Below are 17,871 nucleotides of genomic sequence, written 5' to 3' on the forward strand. Positions count from 1 at the left end.
GTGCGAGGCGCACCGAATGGCCAATTCCGACCAGCAATCGAGCATGAAGATTTACTTGCGATTGCTGAAATACGTTCTCCCGTATTGGGGCGCTTTCGCCGTCAGTATCGTTGGCTTCGTGTTGTTTGCATCCAGCCAGCCGATGCTGGCGGACATGCTCAAGCATTTTCTCGACGCGCTGCAAAAGCCCAATGACACCCGCTTCATGGGGGTCTCGCTGGTGCTCGGGGTGCCGCTGCTGATCGTGCTGATCGCGGTTTACCAGGGGATCGGTTCGTTCCTGGGCAACTACTACCTGGCCAAGGTCGCCCGGGGCGTCGTCCATGACTTGCGTTGCGCGCTGTTCGACAACCTGCTGACCTTGCCCAACCGTTATTTCGACAACCATAACTCCGGCCACCTGATTTCCCGTATCACCTACAACGTGACCATGGTCACCGGCGCCGCCACCGATGCCATCAAGGTTGTCATCCGGGAAGGCCTGACCGTGGTGTTCCTGTTCGGCTACCTGCTTTACAGTAACTGGAAAATGACCCTGGTATTGCTGGCGATCCTGCCGGTCATTGCCGTGCTGGTGAGTAGCGCCAGCAAGAAATTCCGTAAGCAGAGCAAGAAGATCCAGGTGGCGATGGGCGATGTGACCCACGTGGCGTCGGAAACCATCCAGGGCTACCGCGTGGTACGCAGCTTCGGCGGCGAACACTACGAAATCGAGCGGTTTCACAAGGCCAGCGCCGACAACATGAACCGCAGCCTGGGCATGACGCGGACCCAGTCGATCTACACGCCGATGCTGCAACTGGTGATCTATATCGGCATGGCCGTGTTGATGTACCTGGTGCTTTACCTGCGTGGCGATGCGTCGGCAGGGGAACTGGTCGCCTACATCACCGCCGCCGGTCTGCTACCCAAACCTATCCGCCAGTTGTCGGAAGTCAGCGCCACGATCCAGAAAGGACTGGCCGCGGCGGAAAGCATTTTCGAGCAGCTCGACGAAGAGCCCGAAATCGATACCGGCACCCAGGAAATGGTCCGGGTCAATGGTCGCCTGGAAGTGCGCAACCTGAGCTTCCAATACCCGGGTACGGAAAAGCTGGTACTCGACGATATCTCCTTCACCGCCGAAGAGGGCCAGATGATCGCCCTCGTAGGGCGCTCGGGCAGCGGCAAGTCGACCCTTGCCAACCTCATCCCGCGGTTCTATCACCACGACAAGGGCCAGATATTGCTCGACGGCGTGGATGTCGAGCAGTACCGGTTGACCAACCTGCGTCGCCACATTGCCCTGGTGAACCAGCAGGTCACGCTGTTCAACGACAGTGTCACCAACAACATCGCCTATGGCGATCTTGCCGGCGCACCGTTTGAAGACGTCCGCAGGGCTGCCGAAGATGCCTACGCGGCTGAGTTCATCGAGCAGATGCCCCAGGGTTACGACACCCTGGTGGGCGAGAACGGCGTGCTGCTGTCCGGCGGCCAGCGCCAGCGCCTGGCGATTGCCCGGGCGTTGCTCAAGAACGCTCCGCTGCTGATCCTCGATGAAGCCACGTCGGCGCTGGACACCGAGTCCGAGCGGCACATCCAGGCAGCCCTCGACCAGGTGATGAAAGGGCGCACCACGTTGGTCATCGCCCACCGGTTGTCGACGATCGAGAAAGCCGATCTCATCCTGCTGATGGACAAGGGCCGTATCGTCGAGCGCGGTACCCACGCCGAGTTGCTGGCGCTGAATGGCTTCTACGCACGCTTGCACGAGAAGGACTTCGTCGAGGCTACCGACGAGGTGGCGAAGGAGACCTTCGTTTGATCCTGAGTTACTGGCGGGCCTGGCGCGAGAACGGTTGGACCCCCATAGACGCCGTGGCATACGCCCAGGCCTGGCATCAATTCGGTGGCAGCGTGGCGACACACCCTGATGTGGTCGAGCGCCTGGCCGGGCTGGTGGGCATTCCGGTGCGCTACCTGGGCTGGCTCGTTGACGGCCAGCTGTGTGCCGCCATGCCTACCTGGGGCCGGCATGTGGCGCTGTCCAAGGATGTGCTCAAGCGTGAAGGCAAGCGTGGCATGCTCGACCTCGGCAATGCCGAGGTCATCCTGCCCGTCAGCCAAGGCGCCCAGGTTCGCCTGCGGCACCGCATGCGGTATGTGTCCGAACTGAATGCACCGCACATCATCGGTCTCGCCGAACAACCCGAAGGCCTGGCGCTGGCGCGTGAGCCCGAGGACTACAGCAAGAAGTTTCGCTACAACCAGCGTCGCGAGCAGCGCCTGCTGGAAGACGCCGGTGGCAGTATCCGGCCAATGCTCGACCTGAGCCCCGGCGAGCAGGCTGCGGTGTATGCCGACCTGTTCCAGCGTCGCTGGAATTTCGAAGCCCCCGGCAAGACCCATCTGGCCGAGGTGTTCAGCCTGATGCGCGAATTCATGACCGGCTCGCTGATCTATCTGAATGACGAACCGGTGGCGATCCAGATTCTGTATCGGGTCGAGGCGCCCGGCTGGTTCAGCCTGGAATATATCAATGGCGGGGTTGACCCGCAGAGCCGAGATTTCAGCCCGGGCAGCGTGCTTAGCTTCGTCAACACCCAGGCACAATGGGAGCACGCCCGGGCGGCGGGCAAACCGTTGCGCTACTCGTTCGGCCGCGCCGATCGCGAATACAAGGATCGCTGGTGCAACCGGGTTCCGGTCTACCAGGTTTGAGCGAGGACACGCAGCTGATGAACGAGGGAACAGCACCGTGAGCGCACGCAAGCAGCAACTGCTCAAACGCCACCGTCAACGCAAGCGCCTGGTTCTGGCCGGCGCGCTGCTGGCGGCGCTGGTGCTCGGCTTCACGGTCTCGTGGTGGTCGTTGCCGGTGTTTCTCCTGTTGGGCTGGGTGGCTCATGAAGCCTGGTTCTCCGACCATCTGTTCTATGCTCCGAGCGATGATTATCGCTATGACTTTCCGCCAGATACCCCGCAATTTCCCGTCACGCTGAGCGGCGGACGCCTGCAGGTCACGGGTCAGTTCGATGCCCGGCAGACGCTGATCCTGCAGGTACGGGTAAAAAGTCGTTGGCTGGGGCGGTTCCTCGACCCACAGGTGTGGATCGGTGAGGATCGCCAGGATCTTGAGCGGGGCGTCTGTGGCGAGCGCTTCCTCAATCTGTCCGGGCAAGGAGCCGCGCTGACTACCGGGACCCTGGCCTTGCGCGGGCGTTTTTGCAGCCTGGCTCCCCAGGCTATGTTGCATGTGCTGAGCAACCCGGATTTCGCCCGGCAGCGCCTGCTGATCGTCGCGCCCCATGCCGATGACGCCGAACTGGCGGCGTTCGGGCTGTACAGTCGTGCCAGCGAGGTTGCGATCGTTACGCTGACCCAGGGTGAGATCGAGGCCGAGCGTTATCGCGACATGGGCCTGGATCCCGCCGAGGCCGCTCGTCTCAAGGGTCGCCTGCGCAGTTGGGACAGCTTGGCCGTGCCATTGTGGGGGGGCGTGGCGCAACAGCAGTGCGTGCAGCTGGGTTACTACTGCCTGCAATTGGAGGCCATGGCCAAGACGCCGGACCAGGGCTTTGGCTCGCGGGAGTCGGGCGAGAGCGATATCCGCCAGGTTCGTCGGTTCAATGCCTTGAACCTGCCGGGTGACGCGGATGGCCTGCCGACGTGGCGCAACCTGGTGGCTGACCTTGCGCGGCTGCTCGAACATCACCGGCCCGAGGTGGTGCTGACGCCGCACCCCGAGCTGGACCCCCACAGCGATCATGTCGCCAGTACCCGGGCGCTGATGGAGGCGATCGAACTCAGCACCTGGCGGCCACAGACATTGCTGCTCTATGCCAATCACCTGCACGACAACGACCGCTGGCCGATGGGCCCGGCAGGCTATGGCATTGCGCTGCCGCCGGCCATCGAACCGTTGCCGGCCGATGGGTTGTGGAGCCCGTCGCTGGACGCCTCCACCCGCATGGACAAGGCCATGGCCCTTGGCATGCAGCATGACTTGCAGGGCCGACCTCCATTCAAGCGACGGCTGCGCCGTATCATCCAGCGACTGCTGGCCGGGCGCCGCTGGCCCAGCACCGGAGAAGACGAATTTTTCCGCAAGGCGGTTCGGCGCCACGAGCTTTTCTGGGTCCGGCGGCTGAATGGGACGCCGCCGGAGGACGACCAGGCCCGTCGACCTTGAACCGTCGAGGTGCCTCGGCCAGCCCGTGCATCTCATCCGATAACCGCCATGGACGAGCCTTCCCCAACCCTGTGCTAATATCGCGCCCCTGTTCATTTTGTATGTGGGATGCTCCATGAAGTTGTCCATGCCGCGATTCGATCAAGCCCCTGTATTGGTGGTCGGCGATGTCATGCTCGACCGCTATTGGCATGGCGGTACATCACGGATTTCCCCCGAGGCTCCGGTGCCGGTGGTCAGGGTCGAGCATATCGAGGATCGGCCAGGTGGCGCCGCCAACGTCGCCCTGAACATTGCCGCGCTCGGCGCACCGGCGTCCCTGGTCGGCGTGACCGGCGACGACGAAGCCGCCGACAGCCTGGCCAACAGCCTCAAGGGCGCGGGCGTGCGGGCGATATTCCAGCGCATTGCGCACCAGCCGACGATCGTCAAGTTGCGGGTCATCAGCCGCCATCAACAACTGTTGCGGATCGACTTCGAAGAACCGTTCGCCACCGATCCCCTGGCCCTTGGCGCCGAGGTCGATCAACTGCTCGAAGGTATCAAGGTGCTGGTGTTGTCGGACTACGGCAAGGGCGCCTTGAAAAATCACCAGACGCTTATCCAGGCGGCTCGTGCCCGGGGCATTCCGGTGTTGGCCGACCCCAAGGGCAAGGATTTTTCCATCTACCGTGGCGCGAGCCTGATCACCCCGAACCTCAGCGAATTCGAGACCATCGTCGGTGGCTGCGCCGACGAGCACGAGCTGGTGAGCAAAGGCGCACAGCTGATGCACGACCTGGAGCTCGGTGCGCTGCTGGTCACCCGGGGCGAACATGGCATGACCTTGTTGCGTCCCGATCATCCGGCGCTGCACCTGCCGGCCCGTGCCCGTGAGGTATTCGACGTGACGGGTGCCGGCGATACGGTGATTTCCACACTGGCGGCGGCCATCGCCGCTGGCGAGGAACTGCCTCATGCGGTGGCCCTGGCGAACCTGGCGGCGGGTATCGTGGTTGGCAAACTGGGTACGGCGGCCATCAGCGCTCCGGAGCTGCGTCGCGCCATCCAGCGTGAAGAGGGTTCCGAGCGTGGCGTGCTCGGGCTGGAGCAGTTGCTGCTGGCCGTCGACGACGCCCGCGCGCACAACGAAACAATCGTGTTCACCAACGGTTGCTTTGACATCCTCCATGCCGGCCATGTGACGTACCTCGAACAGGCCAGAGCCCAAGGCGATCGTCTGATCGTCGCGGTCAACGACGATGCCTCCGTGAGCCGTCTCAAAGGGCCGGGCCGGCCAATCAACAGCGTTGACCGCCGCATGGCGGTGCTGGCCGGCCTTGGCGCGGTGGACTGGGTGATCAGCTTCAGTGAAGGCACGCCGGAAAACCTGCTGCGTCAAGTCAAGCCGGACGTGCTGGTCAAGGGTGGCGACTATGGCATCGACCAGGTCGTCGGCGCCGATATCGTCGCGGCTTATGGCGGCACCGTGAAGGTGCTGGGGCTGGTGGAGAACAGCTCGACGACGGCGATTGTGGAGAAGATCCGCAATAACTGAGCCGGCTCAAGCTAACGCAGTTGTGAGCGAGGGCTCTTGTGGCGAGGGGATTTATCCCCGCTGGGCTGCGAAGCGGCCCCGTTTTTTGCGGTTGCTGCGCAACCGAGCGGGGATAAATCCCCTCGCCACAGGTCCTGCAATCGACCATTGTTAGCGCTGCCTCGACTAACGCACCACCTTGCGTGGCACGATCTTCTTGAGCAACTGCCGGGCCTTGCCCTTCAATCGGGTCAGCCCGGATTCTTTTCCTGGCGGCGTCAGCCCTTGCTGGCGCAGCCAGTCCTTCCAGCGAATCCGCTCCTCGCGCACCAGCCAGCCGTCCTGTCGGGCGAAGCTCTCCGCCAGATACAACCCTCGGGTGCTGGCCGGGTATAACTGGTCTTTCTTCAACGTATACAGCTCGGGCAAGGGTTGCCCGTCCTGCAGCGGCATCAGGTAGAGATCGGGCCGCTTGCGATCCAGGCGCGCGACCAGTTGGTCGCCCTCCAGCCGTTCATCGACATGGAAAAGGCTCAGGGACTTGGCTTCCTTGGGCACATCCAGGCGCAAATCGTAGATCAACTGCAGCGATGCCGTGGGCAAATGGACGTAGGCCCTTGGGCGTTCGATCAGTTGCAGGTTGGCGCAGCGCACCGGGCGAGCCGAGCCCGATAGCGGGGCCAGTCGAAACGGCAGGGCCTCACGGTAATGCAGGGCGCTTGAATAGGGCGCCGGCAACCACGTGTCGTTGAAACGTCCGCCAAGCCAGCCTTCAGGGGTTTCCAGCAGGCATTCTTCGGCTATTTCGTTGATCGCGGTGAGCAGCGGCAGGTTCAGTTCATGGGCCGGGACGTAGCCGGAAATCAGCTTGAGCACTACATCGCCGCGATCCTGTCGGCGTTGACGCACGAGCACCCAATAATCGCGGTTCTGCCAATGCAGCGTCAGGCGTACCGAGACGCCCAGGTTCGCCAGTTCCACGGAAAAACGCTCGGCATCGTCGACTGTCACGGGGCGGCGCCGCTGCAAAGTCTGGGCGAAATTCAGCGGCATGCCCACGCTCTGGTATGTCAGGCCTTCGGGCGTTGCTTCGACAGCGAGGGGCAGGGTCTTGAAGTTGCTCGGGTTTTTTCTGATGAGCGTACGCGGCATGTCGGCTCCTTGCTTAAGACCGCGTAGGCGGCGTCAGTTTTTACGCAGGACCTTGGCTACGGTCGCGACGTTATGGGCGAGGTGCAGCGGATTGATGGTGCCGACAATAGCACTGGCAACCCCGGGATGCTCAAACAACAGTTCGAAGCTGGTGCGAACCGGGTCTTCGCCGGGGCTCAGGCAGACGTGACCGCTGGCCAGGGCTTTTTTTACCAGGATCGCCTTGCCGTGCTCGCTTGCGTAGTCAATGACCGCCTTTTCGCTTCGTTCGTTCAGATTGTAGGTGACCATCGCACAATCACCTTGCTCCAGGGCTTTCAAGCCGCCGTCGACGGTCTTGCCGGAGAAACCGAAGCCACCGATCTTGCCCTCGCGCTTGAGGGCCGCCAGGGTCGGGTAGACCTCGCTGTCGTTGAGGATCGCCAGGTCGTTGCCGTCCGAGTGCACCAGTACCAGGTCGATATACTCGGTTTCCAGGCGTTTGAGACTGCGCTCCACCGAAAACCGCGTATGGGCGGCGCTGAAGTCGTGGCGCGACTGGCCATCGTTGAACTCCTCACCGACCTTGCTGACGATCACCCAGTCGTGACGCTGGCCGCGCAGTAGTGGGCCGAGGCGTTCTTCGCTGTGCCCATAAGCCGGTGCGGTGTCGATCAGGTTGATGCCCAGCTCGCGGGCCAGCTTGAGCAGCATGCGCGCTTCGCTGTCATCCGGGATGCGAAAACCGTTGGGGTACTTGACGCCCTGGTCGCGGCCAAGCTTGACCGTGCCCAGGCCCAGGGGAGAAACCAGCGGGCCGTTATGGCCCAGCGGGCGATGCAGGTCGTGCAGGGTCGGTAGGCTCATGGCAACAATTGCTCCCAGGCGGGGACGCCCATGGGCGGTTTCGGCAGGGCCGGCAGCGGGGCGGGGTGGCTGGGCTGGATGCCGTCGCGTTGCAGCGCGGTGATGACCCGGTCGGAAAAGTCCGGGGCCAGCGCCAGCTTGGTCGGCCAACCCACCAGCAGGCGTCCTTGCTCGGCGACAAAAGCATTGTCCGGACGGGTCAGGCCCGATTGCAGCGGTTCGGCGCGCGCGACCCGCAGCGTGGCCCATTGCGCCGTACTGAGGTCGATCCACGGCAACAACTGGCTGATTTCTTTCTGGGCGATGGCAATCTGCGCGGCGGGTTCGCGAGCGACGGCATCGCCCTCGGCGAGGTCGCCACCCAAGTACCAGACCCACTGGCCGTCGGCTGCCGGGTGCGTGGTTACGGTGACGCGTGGCTTCGGTCCGCCGCCCAGGCAGTGCGCATACAACGGCTTGAGGCTCGGCCCCTTGACCAGCACCATGTGCAGCGGCCGGGTCTGCATGGCCGGCTGATCCAGGCCAAGGGCCTTGAGCAAGTCGGCAGTGCCTCCGCCAGCACTGAGGACAATGCGTTGGGCGCGGATCTCGCGGTCGTCGACCTTCAGTCCGACCAGCTCGCCCTGTTCGTGCAAGGGTTCGATGCGCTGCCCGGCCAGCAGGCTGTCGCCGGCCAGGTCCGCCAGGCGGGCAATCAGGCTGGGAACGTCCACCACCAGCTCGGCGAGGCGGTAGACCTTGCCCTTGAAGCGCTTGTCCTGCAGGGCCGGCGGCAGTTGCTCGCCTTTGACCTGGTCGACGCGACCGCGCACGGCCTTGCTGGCGAAGAAACTGGTCAGGTTGCCGGCCAGGGTGCCGGGAGACCAGAGGTAATGAGCGTCGGACAACATGCGTACGCCGGACAGATCCAACTCACCGTCGCCCTTCAGGGCTTCGCGCCAGCGTCGCGGCATATCGGCGATGGCTTCCGAGGCGCCGGTCAGGGCTCCGTGCAGCGCGTATTTGGCGCCCCCATGAATGATGCCCTGGGATTTGACACTCTGCCCGCCACCGAGGCTGGCGCTTTCCACCAGCACGGTTGAAAACCCCTGGCGGCGCAAGCGCGCGTTCAGCCAGAGGCCGGCGACTCCGGCGCCGACAATCAGGATGTCGGTGGAAATAACGGATGGCATGCAGCGACCTCGGAGGAAATGAAGCGGCAAGTTTCAAGCTTCAAGCTGCAAGTTACAAGCGAGAGGGTATCGCTTCCGCTTGCAGCTTAAAGCTTGGAGCTTGCGCTGCTTTAGTGCCCCGCCGTCTTGGAAAACAACTGAATCACCACCACCCCCAGCACGATCAACGCCATCCCCAGCATCGCCGGTACGTCGAGTTTCTGGCCGTAGATGAACAGCGCCGCCACGCTGACCATGACGATGCCCATCCCGGCCCAGACCGCGTAGGCCACGCCTACCGGTACGGTGCGCACCACCAGCGTCAGCATCCAGAACGCAATGCCGTAACCGGCGACGACCAGCAGCAGGGGCAGCGGTGTGCTCAAGCCTTTGACCGCTTTCATCGAAACGGTGGCGATCACTTCGGCGCAGATGGCGATGGCCAGGTAGTAATAGGCGTTCATGGGCAGATCCTCATTGACGGTTGCGTGTTTCGATGGGGCCATTCTAGAGAACGAGCAGATGCGGTAAAGTCATTACCTATCTGTAATGGAGATAGGTTGCGCCATGAATGTTCAATGGAATCTGGAGCAGTTGCGGCTGTTTGTCGGTGTGGCCGAGAAACGCTCGTTTTCCGCCGTGGCTCGGGACCAGCGCAAGGCGCAGTCGGCCATCAGCAGCGCGATTGCCCTGCTCGAAGCCGACCTTGGCGTGAACCTTTTCGAGCGCAGCAGCGGTCGCCAACCCCGGCTCACCGATGCGGGCGAGACGCTGCTGGAAGAGGCGCGGGAAGTGTTGCGCCAATGCGAGCGGCTCAACGGTCGAGCCCTGGCCTTGATGCGCGGGCAGGAGGCTTCGCTGCGCCTGGCCCAGGATGAAGCCATGCCCTATCAACCGGTAATCGACAGCCTGGTGGCGCTGGCCGAGCAGTTTCCAACGCTCGAAGTGCAGCTTGCCAGCGCCGCCCAGGGCGACGTGGCGCGCAAACTGGTGGAACGTCGCGCCGATCTTGGCTTGCTGTTCTATCACGATCAGATCCCAGAGGCGCTGGAGCGGCGGGTGCTGGGCAGCGTCGAGATGGTCACGGTGTGTGGCCGGGGCCATCCACTGGCGCACCATGGCTATGTGTCGTGCCGGGAAATGGCCCGGCACCGGCAGTTGCTGATGGCGACCCAGACCAGCGTCTACCCCGGCAGCGAGCAGGCCAGCCCGCAGGTCTGGCGCGCCGACAGCTTCTATGTGCTCGCCGAATGGCTCAGAAGTGGCCTGGGCTGGGCCTGGCTCCCTCGCCACGTTGTGCAATACCCGGCCTATCTGGGAGAGATGGTCGAGCTGAGCAGCGAATGGACCCCGCCGGCCCTGGTGGTGGAGCTGGTCTGGCGTCGCGATGAACCGCTGGGCCCGGCCGCGCGCTGGCTGGCGGAACGTTTTGCCGTGCAGTTGCAGGCGATTGGCTGAAAAACCGATAAACTCCGCCGCCATGAACAGAACTCTCTATAGCGCATTGTTTTATCTGGGGCTGCCGCTGGTGGCGATTCGGCTGTGGTTGCGGGCACGCAAGGCGCCGGCCTATGCCCGCCGCATCGGCGAGCGGTTTGCGTGGGGCTTGCCAGCACTGGTTCCGGGCGGCATCTGGGTCCATGCGGTGTCGGTGGGCGAGAGCATTGCCGCCGCGCCGATGATCCGCGCCTTGCTGCAACGTTATCCACAGCTGCCGATCACGGTGACGTGCATGACGCCCACCGGTTCGGAGCGGATCAAGGCGTTGTTCGCCGAGGAGCCGCGCGTCCAGCACTGCTATCTGCCTTATGACCTGCCTTGCGCGGCCAAGCGTTTTCTCGATCAGGTCCGGCCGAAACTGGCGGTGATCATGGAAACCGAGCTGTGGCCCAACCACATCCATCAATGCGCCAGGCGCGGTATCCCGGTGGCGTTGGCCAATGCCCGGCTCTCGGAGCGTTCGGCGCGCGGTTATGCGCGCTTCCCTAGGCTCACCCGACCGATGCTCGGGGAAATGAGCCTGTTCGCCGTGCAGACCGAAGCCGAGGCCGAGCGGTTTCGCCAACTCGGTGCCCGAGCCGGAACCGTCGAGGTGACGGGCTCGATCAAGTTCGACCTGACCATCGACCCGCAACTGCTCGAAAGCGCCAGCGCCCTGCGCCGCCAATGGCAAGCCGTGGACCGCCCGGTGTGGATCGCCGCCAGCACCCATGAGGGTGAGGATGAAGTGGTGCTGGCAGCCCACCAACGGCTGCTCGCCAGTTATCCCGATGCGTTGTTGATCCTGGTGCCGCGGCATCCGGAACGCTTCGATTCGGTGGCGCAGTTGTGTGAGCGTGAAGGTTTCGCCACGGTCCGGCGTTCCAGTGCGCAACCGGTCACTGCACAGGCATCGGTGCTGCTGGGCGACACCATGGGCGAGCTGCTGTTTCTCTACGCGCTGGCCGACAGCGCTTTTGTTGGCGGCAGCCTGGTGCCCAACGGCGGGCACAACCTGCTCGAACCGGCGGCGCTGGCAAAACCGGTCCTCAGTGGCCCACACCTGTTCAATTTCCTCGAAATCGCCGCGCAACTGCGCGCGGCCGGTGCGTTGCAGGAAGTCGAAGATGCCGAAAGCCTGGCCCTGGCGGTACAGCGCCTGTTCGAACTGCCCCGCGATGCCCAGCGCATGGCCGAGGCGGGGTTGAAGGTGATGCGCAGCAACCAGGGCGCGTTGCAGCGATTGCTGGACGGGTTGGGGCGGTTGCTCGACGGCCGCTGATCGCACATGCGGGCGCCGTTGTGGCGAGGGGATTTATCCCCGCTGGGGTGCGAAGCGCCCCCCTTCAGACTGCCAGACACACCTTGCTAGCAGGTTTTGGGGCTGCTTCGCAGCCCAGCGGGGATAAATCCCCTCGCCACAGGCGACCGGTGTGCTACTGCGCCGGCCGAGCGCGCAGTTGCTGCGCGGCGGCCTGTGCCAGGTCCGGCGGCAGGAAGTCCTTGTCCGGGTTGTAGTCGGGCTTGAGGTAGCGTGACAGGGCCTGCAGGTCTTCCGGGCTCAACGTCCCGGCGGCCTGTTTGAGGCGCAAATTGTCGAGTATGTAGTCGTACCGGGCGTTGTTGTAATCGCGCACCGAAGTGTACAGCTGGCGCTGGGCGTCGAGCACATCGACGATGTTGCGGGTGCCCACCTGATAGCCGATTTCCGTGGCGTCCACCGCGCTCTGGTTGGAAATGATCGACTGGCGCCGGGCCTGGACCTGCTCCACATCGGTGTTCACCGCGCGGTGCAGGTTGCGGGTGTTTTCCACCACCTGGCGGCGCAGGCCTTCGCGCTGCTGCTCGGTCTGGGTGAGTTGCGAGTAGGACTCGCGCACCTGGGAGCTGGTCAGCCCGCCGCTGTAGATCGGAATGCTCAATTGCAGGCCGATGGTCCGTTGCTCGGCGTCGCCACCGTAGCGCTGGCCGGTGGGGTTCGGGTTGGTAAAACCGAGGCCGTCGTTGTCACCTTTGCGGTATTGCGCGATGGCGTCGAGGGTTGGCGCGTGGCCGGCCTTGCGCTGGCGCAGGGTGTCTTCGGCGGCGGTGACGGCATAGTTGCTGGCCAACAGATTGAGGTTTTGCCGGGCAGCGGTGTCGACCCAGGCCTTGGCGTCGTTGGGCGCCGGCGGCAGGATCGGCAGGGTGTGGACGACGCCCTGGATCGCATTGTATTGGCGGTTGGTCAGGGTGATCAGCGCTTCAAAGGCATCTTCGACCTGGCGCTGCGCGATGATCCGGTTGGCCCGCGCGGTATCGTAGCTGGCCTGGGACTGCAGCACGTCGGTCTTGTCCGAAAGACCGACGTCGAAGCGTTCGTTGGACTGGTCGAGCTGGCGCTTGAACGCGGCTTCCTCGGCCTTGGTCGAGGCCAGGTTGTCCTGGCTGCGCAGCACATTGAAATAGGCTTCGGCGCTTTGCAGGATCAGGTTCTGCTCGGTGGCCGACAACTGCAGCGACGCTTGTTCGTTGACCGATTTGGCGGCCTGCAACTGGAACCAGCGGTCGGCGCGGAAAATCGGCTGGGACAAGGTGGCCTGGTACACCGTCGAGCTGCGGGTGGCGGTCATCGCCGGCTGGTCGAGCTCGGTGCGGGTGTTGTTCAGGTCGGCTCCGGCCGAAAGATTGGGCAACAGCCCGGCGCGGGCCTGGGGCACCACTTCTTTCTGGGCGCCGTATTGGGCGCGGGCGGCGGCCAGGTCGGCGTTGTTGTCCACCGCTTCCTGGTACACGCTGACCAGGTCGGTTCTGGTGGATAACGGGGCTTCGGCGGCCCAGGCCATTCCATTGGTCGCACAAGACACGGCAAGGGCCAGTGAGAGTTTGCGCAGCATGAGGCGATCCCTACGTTCAAGATTGAATGCGCATAACAGGCGCGCGGCGTAGCGAGTGTAGTTGCGCCTACGCACGGCAACAATCCTGTATATGCGCCATTCATCACGGCTTTTGCCCTGGCGATGGCGTTCTGCGCCGGTTGTGTCTAGACTGGCCGGGTTCTTGTCGGGGTGCCTTGCTATGAGGCTGAGATCGAATAATTTCGGATCCCGTTGAACCTGATCAGGTTAGCGCCTGCGTAGGGAACAAGATTTCTCGTCACCCGGCGAGTCCTCTTGTGCTTCGTCCGGGATGTTGTTCGACAATCGACTTTCGATCTTCGAACAGGCTCGAGCAGCAAGCACAGCGTTCGCACTTTCGTGCAGGGACGCGTCCATTCGCCACAGGTTCGCTCCGACAAAAATCCACTGCCTGGATGTGTGTCTGGAGAGCCCGTGATGACGACAAAATCAAAAAACGCGACCAACCTCAGTGAATCGGCCCAGGTCGATCAGCAATCGGTCCAACCGTTTACCCGCTCGCAAAAAATCTACGTCCAGGGCAGTCGCCCGGATATCCGCGTGCCGATGCGCGAAATCAGCCTCGACGTGACCCCCACCGACTTCGGCGGCGAAATCAACGCGCCAGTAGTGGTGTATGACACCTCGGGGCCCTACACCGACCCGAACGTGTCCATTGATGTGCGCAAGGGCCTGGCCGATGTGCGCTCGCCGTGGATCGAAGCTCGTGGCGACACCGAGCGTCTCGCCGGCCTGAGTTCCAATTTCGGCCAGGAACGCCTGGCCGATCCCGAGCTGACCAAGCTGCGCTTCGCCCATGTAAACAACCCGCGTCGCGCCAAGCCGGGCGCCAACGTCAGCCAGATGCACTACGCGCGCAAAGGCATCATCACCGCCGAGATGGAATACGTCGCCATCCGCGAAAACATGAAGCTGGAAGTGGCCCGCGCCGCCGGCCTGCTGGACCAGCAACACGCCGGTCACAGCTTCGGCGCCAGCGTGCCGAAAGTCATCACCCCGGAATTCGTGCGTGACGAAATCGCCCGTGGCCGCGCGATCATTCCGGCCAACATCAACCACACCGAACTGGAACCGATGATCATCGGCCGTAACTTCCTGGTGAAGATCAACGGCAACATCGGCAACAGCGCGCTGGGTTCGTCCATCGAAGAAGAAGTGGCGAAGCTGACATGGGGCATCCGCTGGGGTTCGGACACGGTCATGGACCTGTCCACCGGCAAGCACATCCACGAAACCCGCGAGTGGATCATCCGCAACTCGCCGGTGCCGATCGGCACCGTGCCGATCTACCAGGCCCTGGAAAAAGTCGGCGGCGCGGCCGAAGACCTGACTTGGGAGTTGTTTCGCGACACGCTGATCGAACAGGCCGAGCAGGGTGTCGACTACTTCACCATCCATGCCGGCGTGTTGCTGCGTTATGTGCCGATGACCGCCAAGCGCGTCACCGGTATCGTCAGCCGTGGCGGTTCGATCATGGCCAAGTGGTGCTTGGCGCACCACAAGGAAAATTTCCTCTACACCCACTTCGAAGACATCTGCGAAATCATGAAGGCCTACGACGTCAGCTTCTCGCTGGGCGACGGCCTGCGTCCGGGCTCGATTGCCGACGCCAACGACGAAGCGCAGTTCGGCGAGCTGGAAACCCTCGGCGAGCTGACCAAGATCGCCTGGAAGCACGACGTGCAGTGCATGATCGAAGGCCCCGGCCACGTGCCGATGCAGTTGATCAAGGAGAACATGGACAAGCAGCTCGAGTGCTGCGACGAGGCGCCGTTCTACACCCTCGGCCCGCTGACCACCGACATCGCGCCGGGCTACGATCACATCACTTCCGGCATCGGCGCGGCGATGATCGGCTGGTTCGGGTGCGCGATGCTCTGCTATGTCACGCCGAAGGAACACCTCGGCCTGCCGAACAAGGATGACGTCAAGACGGGAATCATCACTTACAAAATCGCCGCCCATGCGGCCGATCTGGCCAAAGGGCATCCGGGCGCGCAGATCCGTGACAACGCCTTGAGCAAGGCGCGGTTCGAGTTCCGCTGGGAAGACCAGTTCAACCTCGGCCTCGACCCGGACACCGCCCGCTCGTACCACGACGAAACCCTGCCGAAGGATTCGGCCAAGGTCGCGCATTTCTGTTCGATGTGCGGGCCAAAATTCTGCTCGATGAAAATTACCCAGGAAGTGCGTGAGTACGCGGCCAACCAGCGCATTGAAGCGGTGGATGTCGAGGTCGCCCAAGGCCTGGCGGAGCAGGCGGAGCGGTTCAAGAAGGAAGGCAGTCAGCTTTACAAGAAAGTGTGATCTGCGCTGAGGGCGGTGCTGATCTTGCCGCCGCCTTCGCGAGCAGGCTCGCTCCCACAATGGATCTGCGGTGAACACAAGATTTGTGAACCACCGAGTTCCACTGTGGGAGCGAGCCTGCTCGCGAAAGTCATCACCAGAACAACAATTATCTCTCTGAGAAAACAACCCTTGAACATCCAACCCAGCACCTATTCCCCAGACACCGCCGTGCCCCTGGACAAACGCGTCTTCGGCGCCCGCGATCTGTTTTCCCTGTGGTTCTCCCTGGGCATCGGCCTGATGGTCTTGCAGGTCGGCGCCTTGCTTGCGCCGGGCCTGGGCTTGAGCGGTTCGCTGCTGGCGATTTTCCTCGGCACGCTGGTGGGCGTCCTGCTATTGGCGGCGGTCGGGGTGATTGGCAGCGACACCGGCCTGTCGGCCATGGCCGCGCTCAAGCTCAGCCTCGGTGGCAAGGGCGCGAGCGTGCCGGCGCTGTTGAACCTGTTGCAGTTGATCGGCTGGGGCTCGTTCGAAATCATCGTCATGCGCGATGCCGCCAGCCTGCTCGGCGCGCGGGCCTTCAGCGAAGGCAGCCTGGGCTCGAATCCATTGCTGTGGACGCTGTTCTTCGGCGCGTTGGCGACCCTGCTCGCGGTGAGCGGGCCGCTGACCTTCGTACGCAAAATCCTGCGCAAATGGGGCATCTGGTTGCTGCTGGCGGCGTGCATCTGGTTGACCTGGAACCTGTTCGCCAAGGCCGATCTGCCGGCGCTGTGGGCCCAGTCCGGCGACGGTTCGATGTCGCTGGCGGTGGGTTTTGACATCGCCATCGCCATGCCGCTGTCCTGGTTGCCGCTGATCGCCGACTACTCGCGTTTCGGCAAACGCGCCAGAAACGTCTTCGGCGGCACGGCCGTGGGGTTCTTCATCGGTAACGTCTGGCTGATGAGCCTGGGCGTGGCCTACACCCTGGCGTTCGCGCCGAGCGGCGAAGTCAATGCGTTGCTGCTGGCCCTGGCTGGTGCCGGGTTGGGCATCCCGCTGTTGCTGATTCTTCTGGACGAGTCGGAAAACGCCTTCGCCGACATTCATTCGGCGGCGGTGTCGACGAGCATGTTGTCGGGGCTGAAGGTCGAGCACCTGGCCTTGGCGATTGGTGTCATCTGCACCGTGATCGCCTGCTTCGCGCCGCTGGCTCAGTACCAGAACTTCCTGTTGCTGATCGGCTCGGTGTTCGCGCCGCTGTTCGGCGTGGTGCTGGTGGATCACTTCATCCTGCGCAAGCGCAGCAGCCAGGTGCGCTCGGTCGCGTTGCGCTGGCCGGCGTTGTTGGCCTGGCTGGGCGGGGTGAGTACCTACCACCTGCTAGCCAACTTCTATCCGGACATCGGCGCTACCCTGCCGTCGCTGATCCTGGCAGGGGTGCTGCAATTGTTGCTGGGCCGGGCTTTCAGCTACGGCCGGGAAACAGCTCGGGCTTGAGGATGCCGTTGAGGCGGGGGTAGGCGATCTTCAATTCGATGTGGCCCAGGGCGTACGGCGCGATGGTGCTCACTTCGTATTTGAGGATCACCCCGCCGTAGGTCAGCGCGATGTGCGGGGTTTTCTGGAAGGACCACTGCTTCAGGAATTCCGGTTCCTGATCCAGCTTGGTGCTGATCAGCCAGCTGTTGTGGGCCACTTGCGCGGCTTTCCAGAAGGCTTCTTCCTGGCCCGGCAGCAGCATGTCCGACAGCGTCAGCACTTTTTGCTGCTGGCGCGAATAATTGATGAAACCGCGACCAGGGGTGCCGTGAGCGCCGCCAGTGTCCAAGTAGCTGGACAGTTCGATGATCACCAGGCCGTCATGTTGCTCACGTACCTTGGCCTGCAGATAGCTGCTGTTGCGCGGCTCTGCGCTGCGCAGAAACTGCTCGCGATAGGCGGCCAGGGTCGGCGCCACCGGGGCGTCCGGGGTCGTGCGGGTCATTTGCAGCAGACGTTTTTCGATGATTCCGTCCAGCGCGGGCTCGGTGGGGAAATGCAGTGTGTCAATGTTGACCAGCGGGCAGTCGGCGCTGGCGCAGCCAGGCTGCAATTGCTCCGACGCATCGCGAGTGGTCTCCAGCGGGGCGCGGTAATTGGGTTGGAACAGGCTCTGGCAAGCGCCCAGGATCAGGGCAATGGCGGCCAGCGAAGCAATCTTGAAAAGCGACATGGGCGTCCTTCGTGAAACAGGGAAAGGCAAAAAGTTACCCGCTTCGACTGTCGGCAGGGCAATCAGTTCGCCACTAAGCTCATTAGAGTTCTTTCACCTTCTGCCGTCCATCCCGATCAGTGGAAAGGGGCTGCATCAAACGGTACGGGCGCGTTAGGATGGCGCGAAGC

14 protein-coding genes and 1 riboswitch are annotated in these 17,871 nt (G+C 63.2%); of the genes, 8 read left to right on the forward strand and 6 right to left on the reverse strand.

Annotation, left to right across the window (positions count from 1 at the left end):
* Positions 1 to 16 precede the first annotated feature (16 nt).
* The 4 genes from msbA (at position 17) to hldE (ending at position 5,711) form a co-directional block, all read left to right on the forward strand.
* Positions 17 to 1,807, forward strand: a complete 1,791-nt coding sequence (msbA, locus tag J3P86_RS02310; protein ID WP_434602631.1) for a lipid A export permease/ATP-binding protein MsbA — start codon at positions 17 to 19, stop codon at positions 1,805 to 1,807.
* On the forward strand, positions 1,807 to 2,703 hold the full coding sequence (locus J3P86_RS02315; protein WP_434631519.1) for a GNAT family N-acetyltransferase: 897 nt from the start codon (positions 1,807 to 1,809) through the stop codon (positions 2,701 to 2,703). Before msbA ends, J3P86_RS02315 begins: the two co-directional genes overlap by 1 nt.
* 37 nt (positions 2,704 to 2,740) lie before the next feature.
* Complete coding sequence (locus J3P86_RS02320) at positions 2,741 to 4,174, forward strand: PIG-L deacetylase family protein (RefSeq protein WP_434699340.1); 1,434 nt, start codon at positions 2,741 to 2,743, stop codon at positions 4,172 to 4,174.
* A gap of 115 nt (positions 4,175 to 4,289) precedes the next feature.
* Entirely contained in the window at positions 4,290 to 5,711 is a 1,422-nt protein-coding gene (hldE, locus tag J3P86_RS02325; RefSeq protein WP_434570040.1) for a bifunctional D-glycero-beta-D-manno-heptose-7-phosphate kinase/D-glycero-beta-D-manno-heptose 1-phosphate adenylyltransferase HldE, read from the forward strand.
* 165 nt (positions 5,712 to 5,876) lie between these two features.
* Here hldE and J3P86_RS02330 read toward each other — a convergent pair whose 3' ends face one another.
* The 4 genes from J3P86_RS02330 to J3P86_RS02345 all read right to left on the reverse strand — a co-directional run bounded on the left by J3P86_RS02330 (position 5,877) and on the right by J3P86_RS02345 (position 9,303).
* The gene (locus J3P86_RS02330; RefSeq protein WP_305497250.1) at positions 5,877 to 6,842 is read right to left on the reverse strand and encodes a metal ABC transporter ATPase; all 966 of its coding nucleotides are present in this window, start codon (positions 6,840 to 6,842) and stop codon (positions 5,877 to 5,879) included.
* Positions 6,843 to 6,875: 33 nt separating this feature from the next.
* Positions 6,876 to 7,688, reverse strand: coding sequence for an aldo/keto reductase (locus J3P86_RS02335; protein ID WP_434626399.1), 813 nt, complete (start codon positions 7,686 to 7,688; stop codon positions 6,876 to 6,878).
* Entirely contained in the window at positions 7,685 to 8,860 is a 1,176-nt protein-coding gene (locus tag J3P86_RS02340; protein WP_434699341.1) for an NAD(P)/FAD-dependent oxidoreductase, read from the reverse strand. The genes J3P86_RS02335 and J3P86_RS02340 overlap by 4 nt, the downstream gene beginning before the upstream one ends.
* A 110-nt stretch (positions 8,861 to 8,970) precedes the next feature.
* The gene (locus tag J3P86_RS02345; RefSeq protein WP_305497247.1) at positions 8,971 to 9,303 is read right to left on the reverse strand and encodes a DMT family transporter; all 333 of its coding nucleotides are present in this window, start codon (positions 9,301 to 9,303) and stop codon (positions 8,971 to 8,973) included.
* A gap of 103 nt (positions 9,304 to 9,406) precedes the next feature.
* On the opposite strand from J3P86_RS02345, the gene J3P86_RS02350 reads away from it, so the two are divergent.
* Together J3P86_RS02350 and waaA are read left to right on the forward strand one after the other, a co-directional pair.
* Positions 9,407 to 10,297: a LysR family transcriptional regulator gene (locus J3P86_RS02350; protein WP_434570036.1), complete on the forward strand. Its 891-nt coding sequence runs from the start codon at positions 9,407 to 9,409 to the stop codon at positions 10,295 to 10,297.
* Positions 10,298 to 10,319: 22 nt separating this feature from the next.
* On the forward strand, positions 10,320 to 11,600 hold the full coding sequence (gene waaA / locus J3P86_RS02355) for a lipid IV(A) 3-deoxy-D-manno-octulosonic acid transferase (protein ID WP_434699342.1): 1,281 nt from the start codon (positions 10,320 to 10,322) through the stop codon (positions 11,598 to 11,600).
* A gap of 154 nt (positions 11,601 to 11,754) precedes the next feature.
* Here the strand turns inward: waaA and J3P86_RS02360 are convergent, their stop codons facing one another.
* Positions 11,755 to 13,194: a TolC family outer membrane protein gene (locus tag J3P86_RS02360; protein WP_434626395.1), complete on the reverse strand. Its 1,440-nt coding sequence runs from the start codon at positions 13,192 to 13,194 to the stop codon at positions 11,755 to 11,757.
* Positions 13,195 to 13,351: 157 nt separating this feature from the next.
* A riboswitch (TPP riboswitch) is annotated at positions 13,352 to 13,457 on the forward strand.
* A 175-nt stretch (positions 13,458 to 13,632) separates the two neighbouring features.
* On the opposite strand from J3P86_RS02360, the gene thiC reads away from it, so the two are divergent.
* Complete coding sequence (gene thiC, locus J3P86_RS02365) at positions 13,633 to 15,522, forward strand: phosphomethylpyrimidine synthase ThiC (RefSeq protein ID WP_434699343.1); 1,890 nt, start codon at positions 13,633 to 13,635, stop codon at positions 15,520 to 15,522.
* A gap of 171 nt (positions 15,523 to 15,693) precedes the next feature.
* Positions 15,694 to 16,986 (forward strand): putative hydroxymethylpyrimidine transporter CytX, encoded by a 1,293-nt coding sequence (cytX, locus tag J3P86_RS02370; RefSeq protein ID WP_434699344.1) that lies wholly within the window; start codon positions 15,694 to 15,696, stop codon positions 16,984 to 16,986.
* Here cytX and J3P86_RS02375 read toward each other — a convergent pair.
* Positions 16,955 to 17,701, reverse strand: coding sequence for a DUF3298 domain-containing protein (locus J3P86_RS02375; RefSeq protein WP_434699345.1), 747 nt, complete (start codon positions 17,699 to 17,701; stop codon positions 16,955 to 16,957). The two genes, cytX and J3P86_RS02375, sit on opposite strands and share 32 nt — an antisense overlap.
* Between the last annotated feature and the right edge of the window lie 170 nt (positions 17,702 to 17,871).

The organism is Pseudomonas sp. D1-1 (genome assembly GCF_051132225.1).
Taxonomy (GTDB): Bacteria; Pseudomonadota; Gammaproteobacteria; order Pseudomonadales; family Pseudomonadaceae; genus Aquipseudomonas.